This window comes from Lactobacillus sp., from assembly GCF_051893255.1.
In the GTDB taxonomy this organism is placed as follows: domain Bacteria; phylum Bacillota; class Bacilli; order Lactobacillales; family Lactobacillaceae; genus Lactobacillus.
Genome location: NZ_JBJFHB010000055.1, coordinates 1 through 7,731 on the forward strand (window position 1 = coordinate 1; position 7,731 = coordinate 7,731).

Annotated in this window: 8 protein-coding genes; 7 read left to right on the forward strand and 1 reads right to left on the reverse strand. The window is 45.5% G+C overall.

Annotated features, from left to right (window positions below):
• Positions 1-94: 94 nt before the first annotated feature.
• A complete protein-coding gene (locus ACI4WN_RS04685; protein ID WP_439777185.1) occupies positions 95-706 on the reverse strand; it encodes a DedA family protein in 612 nt (203 codons plus the stop codon).
• A gap of 401 nt (positions 707-1,107) precedes the next feature.
• On the opposite strand from ACI4WN_RS04685, the gene ACI4WN_RS04690 reads away from it, so the two are divergent.
• From ACI4WN_RS04690 to ACI4WN_RS04720, 7 genes are all read left to right on the forward strand, one after another.
• On the forward strand, positions 1,108-1,692 hold the full coding sequence (locus ACI4WN_RS04690; RefSeq protein ID WP_439777186.1) for a hypothetical protein: 585 nt from the start codon (positions 1,108-1,110) through the stop codon (positions 1,690-1,692).
• A 111-nt stretch (positions 1,693-1,803) separates the two neighbouring features.
• Positions 1,804-2,481, forward strand: a complete 678-nt coding sequence (locus ACI4WN_RS04695) for a response regulator transcription factor (protein WP_439777187.1) — start codon at positions 1,804-1,806, stop codon at positions 2,479-2,481.
• A gap of 8 nt (positions 2,482-2,489) precedes the next feature.
• Positions 2,490-3,857, forward strand: coding sequence for a HAMP domain-containing sensor histidine kinase (locus ACI4WN_RS04700; protein ID WP_439777188.1), 1,368 nt, complete (start codon positions 2,490-2,492; stop codon positions 3,855-3,857).
• Between the two features lie 170 nt (positions 3,858-4,027).
• Entirely contained in the window at positions 4,028-4,648 is a 621-nt protein-coding gene (locus ACI4WN_RS04705) for a DedA family protein (RefSeq protein WP_439777189.1), read from the forward strand.
• Positions 4,632-5,252, forward strand: coding sequence for a phosphatase PAP2 family protein (locus ACI4WN_RS04710; protein WP_439777190.1), 621 nt, complete (start codon positions 4,632-4,634; stop codon positions 5,250-5,252). The genes ACI4WN_RS04705 and ACI4WN_RS04710 overlap by 17 nt, the downstream gene beginning before the upstream one ends.
• Positions 5,253-5,376: 124 nt before the next feature.
• A complete protein-coding gene (locus tag ACI4WN_RS04715; protein ID WP_439777191.1) occupies positions 5,377-7,146 on the forward strand; it encodes a hypothetical protein in 1,770 nt (589 codons plus the stop codon).
• 104 nt (positions 7,147-7,250) lie between these two features.
• A complete protein-coding gene (locus ACI4WN_RS04720) occupies positions 7,251-7,664 on the forward strand; it encodes an EamA family transporter (RefSeq protein ID WP_439777192.1) in 414 nt (137 codons plus the stop codon).
• Positions 7,665-7,731: the final 67 nt, after the last annotated feature.

Here is a 7,731-nt window from a genome sequence, read left to right on the forward strand (position 1 = left end):
TAATTGAAGACTAAGAATCTAAAAATAAGTATCAAAAACTAAATATTTAATACTAGTCATTTTGCATTATTTTATATATGCAAAAAAGCTTCCGCTAAGCGGAAGCTTTTCTTTTCTTCAAGAGATAAATGAGACCGCCAATTAGCAAGATTGCTAAAACGATCGGCATCAAGATTTGCTCGTATCCTTGCAAAAATTCTTGGTAGGCACTGCCAGCAAAGCGTCCCGCCATAATTAAGATGGTGTTCCAGATTACTGTCCCTAGGCTGGTGAAGAGGATGAATTTTGGCAAAGAGTACCGGCTCATCCCGGCTGGAATGGAGATCAGGCTGCGGACCACTGGGATGAAGCGGCCAAAGAAGCTGGCGGTTTTGCCGTGAGATAAGAAGTAGTTTTCCGCCTTTGCAACTTTTTCCGGACTAAGGCCTAAAGCCTTGCCGACCTTGCTTTGGGCAAAGGCGGTCAATTTTTTCCGGTCGAAAAAAGTCCCAATCAGATAGAGGAGCAAAGCTCCGGCTACTGCGCCAATAGTGGCAGCCACGATGGCACCAGGAACGGTGACGGCAGTGGTTAATGTTAAAAAGCCGGCAAAGGTTAAGATCAATTCTGAAGGAATCGGGGGAAAGAGATTTTCAAGGGCGATCAAGCCGCCAATTGCCAAGTAGCCGTAGCTGGCAATCAGCTCGGTTATGGTCTCGTTAAGCATCGTTTTACCTCGGTTATGAATAATAAATTTTGTTTTATTCATGTTAGCAGAGAATGATGCATTAAGGGTAGACAAGAGGGAAAACTTTAGAGATTGTTAGATCCATTTAACCTGAAATTTACGTAACTATTTTAAGCAAAGACTCATATTTTTGAACTAAAAATGGGCCAAATAGTTTAAAAAGTAAAAAGTTGCCATTTTTTTGCCTGAAAACAATTTTTATGCACATTTTTAGAAATCTTTCTGCTATAATCATCTCAACACCTGTAAGAAAACAGCTTAAGTTTAGTAGAAAAAGCTATTAAAAGAGACTTTTTCCTGGTGAAAGCTGAATTTTATAGGTAAGAAAATTGAATATCGTTCGTTTAAGGATCATTAAATTTATCCAAGGAGAGGTAAATATGACTAAAGTAAACATTGAACAAGCTGTTAAGGGTTACCTGGTATTTTCAGTAGAAGCAAGCACGGGCAAGCTTTTCCGTGAAGGCCGCTCATACTTTGTGGGCAAGAGCTACCACAACCGCTACGTTGGCATTTTTGAAGACTTGACCAAGGCGGCAGTTAACGCCAGCCAATACCCAAGCAGCAAGAAGCTGGTAATCTATGAAGTAAGCGGCTGGGGCGAAGTAACCAACTTTGGCGACAGCAAGGTTACTGAATGGCTGAAGCTGGACCAAATCGTGCCAAAGAGCAAGTGGGCTGAAGCTATCAGCACTAAGGCTGACTCCAACTGCGCTAGCCTCCGTGCCCTGGTAGCCAAGGTTAGCCAAGACGTAGCCGTTTTGCGTGAACTTGCTCATGACAAGAACCAAGCTGTCCGCAAGAACTTGGCAGAAAACCTGGCAACCCCAGGCGACGTTTTGGCTGACTTAGCCAAGGACAAGTTCAGCTTGGTAAAGCAAGCCGTTGCTGCCAACGAAAACACGCCAGCCGTAGTTTTGGCTAGACTTGGCGCAGTTGAAGACAGCGTAAAGCTGGCTATCTAATTGCCAAAAGATCAAATAGAAATTAATGAGACGTTCTTCACCCTGAAGAGCGTCTTTTTTGGTGTAAACTTATGGGTAAATAGATTTTTTGAAGAAAGAGAAGCAGAAGAGATGAAGGGAACCATTCTTTTAGTTGAAGATGAGCGCGGGCTGGCTGCCAGCCTTAAAACCGAGCTGCAGTTTGAAGACTACCAAGTACTGGTTGCTGGAGACGGCCTAGCAGCAGTTGACCTGTTTAACCAAAATCAAGGGCAGATCAGCCTGGTCTTGCTTGATTGGATGCTGCCCAAGCTGGACGGCTTAGGTGTCCTTAGACGGATTAGAAGAGAAAGCGACGTGCCGGTGATCATGCTGACGGCACGGGACTATGTCGGTGATAAGGTCATGGGGCTGAAAGACGGAGCCGATGACTATGTCACCAAGCCTTTTGACATCGAAGAGCTGCTCGCCCGAATTGAGGCCGTTCAAAGGCGGACCGAGCCTAAAGAGCAAAATGAAGAATATTCCTTAAAAGACCTAACGCTCGACGTTAAGTCGCGGCAGGTCTACCGGGCAGGGAAGGTAGTTCAGCTGACCCAAAGAGAATTCCAGCTCCTGCTGGTCCTGTTTCAAAATCTCGGTCAAGTCTGTTCAAGGGATGACTTGCTCGATGAGGTCTGGGGGATCGATTTTGAGGGCCAGCCGAACACGGTTGATGCCTACATCCGCCGCCTGCGGCAAAAGGTGGACGGTGACTTTGACCAAGAGCTGATTCACACCGTGCGCGGGATTGGCTACATGCTCAAGTAGGTAAAAATATGAAAAAGAACAGCAATTTTGCCATCCTGCTCAAAAATATCTTAATTTTGCTCACCCTGGCAACCTTTCTATTTGGCCTCTTGACCATTTTCGCAGTCGGCCACTGGGAAATCAAGAACAGTCAAGACAACGGCAACTTGATCGTTGCCCGGCTGAAGAAAACCGAGATTGACAGCAGCTTTGACTGGGAGGTGTGGCGGTATAACAGCACAATTGACACCAGCCAGGTTTATATTCACGTTCATAATATGCGGGCTGATGCCAAGCAGAAGGACTTTTATTCGCCCAATACCAAAAAGCAGATTAAGAATTTAACATTAATTAATTCAGTGAAAAAGATCTTTGGCTATGACTTTTACTTAAAAGGCGACAAGCTCTTTTTGCTGACTACTGGTCATGCCAAGGGAATCAGATACTATGTCTGGCAGGACCTGTTTGACGAAAAACAGCTGATCAAGAGCGTGATCAAGACGGTTCTTGTCGTGTGGCTGATTGTCCTGTTATTAGGGACAATCTACGCTACGGTCTTGGCCGACCACCTGACGGCACCTTTGCTTGATTTGCGGGATGCAGCTAAAAAGAAGCGCAGTCATGATGAGGAGAAACTGCCGGTGCCAAAAAGGCCCTTGGAAGTACGGGACCTGGCCATCAGCTTTAATGCTCTCCTTGACGAGCTCTACCAGCAGTATGACCAAGAAAAGTCCTTTGTCAACAATGCCGCCCACGAATTAAGAACGCCAATTGCGACCATTCTCAGCCATGCGCAGCTGATTAGAAGGCGGGGCGACCAGCACCCAGAAATTATTCCTCAATCGGTGTCTTATATCGAAGAAGAATCGGTCCATATGAAAAAATTGGTTGATGAGCTCTTGATCCTGGCAAGAAGCGACCAGGCTCAGCACTTGACCAAAGAAAGGGTTGACCTAAATATTCTATGCCAAAAGGCTCAAGCTGAGGCTGGTCATGAGGTCAAGCAGCGAATTGTTTTTGTCAATGAAGATCAGGAAAATCTGAAAGTCTTCGCGGATGCGGCCAGCCTCCAGGAAATTCTGGTCAACTTTTTGACCAACGCCGGCAAATATTCAGCGTCTGATCAAGCAATCACTTTGAAACTCGCAAAGGATGGGAAGCTAGCCAGGATTTCAGTTGCCGACCAAGGGATTGGGATGAGCGCAGAAGAAAAGGCGCATGCCTTTGACCGCTTTTACCGCGGAGCCGAAGTCCGGGGCAAGATCGAAGGGACTGGCCTTGGCTTAGCAATTTCGCAGAAATTAGCGGAACTAAACCAAGGTCAGATTACAATCTCTGATCAGCAGCCGCAAGGGACCATTTTCACCTTGATCTTGCCGCTTATGCAAGATGAGTAGCTTGAAATAGAAAAATGTATATAAACAAAGTCGCAGTCCATTTGGACTGCGATTTTTTTGCCTGACAAATTGTCAGGATAAGTTCAGAAAAAGTCTGTATTTGCCAAAAATAAAAGCCGCTAAACTGGTATTAACAATTAAGTAAACAAAAAATATAGGAGGAAATACTCATGTCATTCATCCAGCAGCTGCTAAACCAAAATGCCAGTTTGGCATACGCCTTAATTACATTAATGCTTTTTGTCGAAACCGGGCTGGTCTTTATGCCTTTTTTGCCTGGTGACTCACTCTTATTCTTGTCTGGGACGGTTTTGGCACAAACCTTTTCCAACCCGGTGCCGATGATGATGGTTTTCGCTGCCGCGGCAGTCTTAGGGGACCTCTGCAACTATTACCTGGGCCGGAAATTCGGCAAGCATGTCTTAGACGTTCCGTTTTTTGGCAAGTTCGTCAAGCAAAAGGATCTGGACCGAACCCACAACTTCTTTATTAAGTACGGCAACGGGGCGATCAGCCTTGGCCGCTTTGTCCCAATCATTAGAACCTTGATTCCTTTTACTGCTGGGATCGGGGAAATGGCTCCAAGCTCTTTCATCGCCTTTAACATCTTAGGCGGGATCAGCTGGGTGATCGTTGGGGTATTAGCTGGTTACTTCTTTGGCGGAATTGCCTTTGTTCGTCAGCACTTCAGCCTGATCATGCTGGCCATCATCGTCATTTCCGTTTTGCCAGTTGTGATTGCTTATTTAAAAAACCGGAAAGGTGGCAAGGTAGATGAGCAAGTCAAGTAAATACGGCGCAATCACTGGTTTAACAATCTTCTTGCTAGTGGCCGTCTCCTTGGTTTTAAAACTGGATTGGTTAAGAGACCTGGACGTTCAGGCACAAGCCGGGATTGCTAGTTTGATCGAGCCCAAGCGAACGGCTTTTATTGAAGCTGTCAGTCCCGTTGTGACATCGGCCTTAGCCTTGCTCTTAGCAGGCTGGACCTTCTTAAAGGACAAGCTGACTGCGATTTGGATGGGTGCAGTCTTCTTTTTAGGCAACTTTTACGCATTAATCTTAAAATTTCTTTTCCAAAGACCCCGGCCAAGTCAACACATCCTGGCCGACACGGGCTACAGCTTCCCTAGTGGCCACAGCCTGTGCACCTTTTTGCTGGTAATGCTGGTTTTGGCTTATCTTTGGCCTAAAATCAAGAACCCTGAATGGCGGTTGATTGCCCTTGCCATCGGGATCAGTTTTATCGCCTTGATCATGTTTACCCGTCTTTACCTGGGGTGCCACTATTTAAGCGACGTGGTAGCCTCAGCAGGCCTGGGCAGCGGCTGGTTTTCAGCCATGCTTCCTTTTAAGCCTAAAAAGGGGGAGAGGTTAAGAACGCGTATTGTTTAGTGATTATAGTTTAAGTATTCATAAAATGTTGATTAAATTTGAAGGAAATATGAACAAAAAGGCAGAAGTAGTTTATGATAAAAATAGCAATTTTTTACTGAAAAGGAATTCCCGAGGAGGATAAATGAATCGGAAAAAATTAGGCAAATGGCTGCCATATCTTTTTTTGACCATGATGGCGGCAGAGTTTGTCTTCATCCAGATGCGGACTGGCCGCTTGATCATTGGTTCAGACAGCATTTTTCACTTTAATCAAGTTTATGAAGCTGAGCAGCAGATCAAGAACCGGAATTTCAGCTACTTCATGTCAATTTACGGCTTTCACCAAAGCGGACGAATCGTCAACGCTGTTTATGGACCGGTTTTTACCTACATTCTTGGTGCTATGCTCTTAGTGGTCAAGAGCTGGTATCGGCTGCAGATTATTACCAGTTTTTTAGTATATCTTATTGCTGGCTGCGGCATGTACTGGGCTCTGAAAAAGGCTAAGGTGAGACCTTGGATTGGGGCACTGCTTGCTGCGGTCTACATGACCATTGGCTGGGTTCCGCGCTGGCAGTTGGGGAGCAACTATTCCGCCATTACCGGGATGCTGGCTCCTTACATGCTGGTGATCATCATTAAGATGCTGGAAGAAAAGAAGCTTCCTTGGATTGCTCTGACCGTCCTCATGACGATTTCCGTTGAAACGCACCTACTGACAGCAGTCTTCTTGTCTGTTCTGTTTGCTCCTTTCTGGCTTTACGGGGTTAAAAGCAGTGAAAGCCGCAAGCAATTCTTGATGGATACAGCCAAGGCGGTTGCGATCACGATCATCTTGAGTCTGCAAGTGCTCTTGCCGCTGGTCTTGGTCGCTAAAACAAATATCTTGACCATGCCGGAAAAGATGAGCTTAGTGAATAATGCCCTGCACTTTGAAAAGGTCACCCGATCAATCAAGACGGGGTTACTTCTTGATTCCAATACAAGAGACATCTTAAGCAAGTGGGTCTTGGCCTTCTTCTGCTTGCAAGGCCTTGCAGCGCTCATTTTGGCCAAAAAACAAAAATTTAATTTAGCAATCACTTTTTATGGCTTGATCCTACTCTATTTCAGTTCTCGCCTTTTTCCGTGGAAACTGCTAGAAGCCACCATGTTCTCCAGAAAATTGCAGTTTCCATCTCGCCTAGTTTCCATTGCTTACCCGCTTTTGCTTCTAGGTGCGGGAATCAGCTTGGAAATGCTGGCTAACTGGGCCAACAAGCAGAATGAGACCATGATTGCGGTTTTGCTCGTAATGCTTTTGACCATTTTTGCCGGGAGCCGGGTGAAAATGCTAAACAACCAGATTTATACCAATGCCGGCCGGGGCTACATGCCGGGAGTTAAGAAGAGCACTACGACATATCTGGGTGAAGACAACGACAAAGACGATTTTGAGATTGTGCAGGCGGTCAGCCATTTAGATCACTCAGGTTACTTTATCTTTGAAGCCGAAAAAATAATTCCAGACTATTTGGCCGTCCAAAAGAAGGCAAGTGCCAAGAAGGTTAACTGGTCGTATTACCACTCAATCTTGGAAAAGAATCAAAGAGTTGGTAAAGAAGCCATCAGCGGCGGGAGGATCAAGCTGACCTGGTACCAGAAAAAGGCAGGCAAGCAGCAATTGCCAGTGGTCACCTACGCCCAGTCCAGTTTGACCGTGAATGGGAAAAAGATAACTAATTACCAGAAGTCCCTGGTCGGCAGCCCGACGGTGATGAGCAAGCAGGGGAAGAACACCGCAATCTTGTCCTTTAATGATCCTTGGTGGGTCAAAGTCGCCATTACGCTATCAATCATTTTGAATATCCTGGCAGCAATTTGGTTAATTTTTAAGAAGCGGTTTACAAAAAAGAAAATTTCAGTACAATAAGATGGAATTAAATAAGTGAAGACATTCACCATTAATTGAGAAATCTAATAACGTCTGTTTTGCATCTGAGGATGAAAACAGGCGTCTTTTTAGGAGGTAATAATATGTGGGCAGTTTTTGCATTTGGGTCAGCCTTTTTCGCGGCGGTTACGTCGATCTTGGCTAAAATTGGGATTGAAGGGGTTAACTCTAACTTGGCAACCGCCATCCGGACGGTCGTGGTGGTCTTGATGGCCTGGGTGATCGTCTTTATGACCCATGCTCAAGGCGGCCTCTCCAGCATTTCTAAAAAGAGCTGGATCTTCTTGATCCTGTCAGGCCTGGCTACGGGGGCGTCTTGGCTGTGCTACTACCGGGCATTGCAGCTAGGTCAAGCATCCAAGGTCGTGCCCATCGATAAATTAAGCGTCGTTTTGACCTTGATTATGGCCTTTGTCTTCCTGCACGAAGACTTTACTTGGAAGTCTCTTGTAGGGTCGGTCCTGATTACGGCAGGTACGCTGTTTATGGTTTTATAAAAAATAATAAGTAAACATACTAACCTAGTGTTGGATGATTACTCGACGGAGTAGTCATTCAACACTT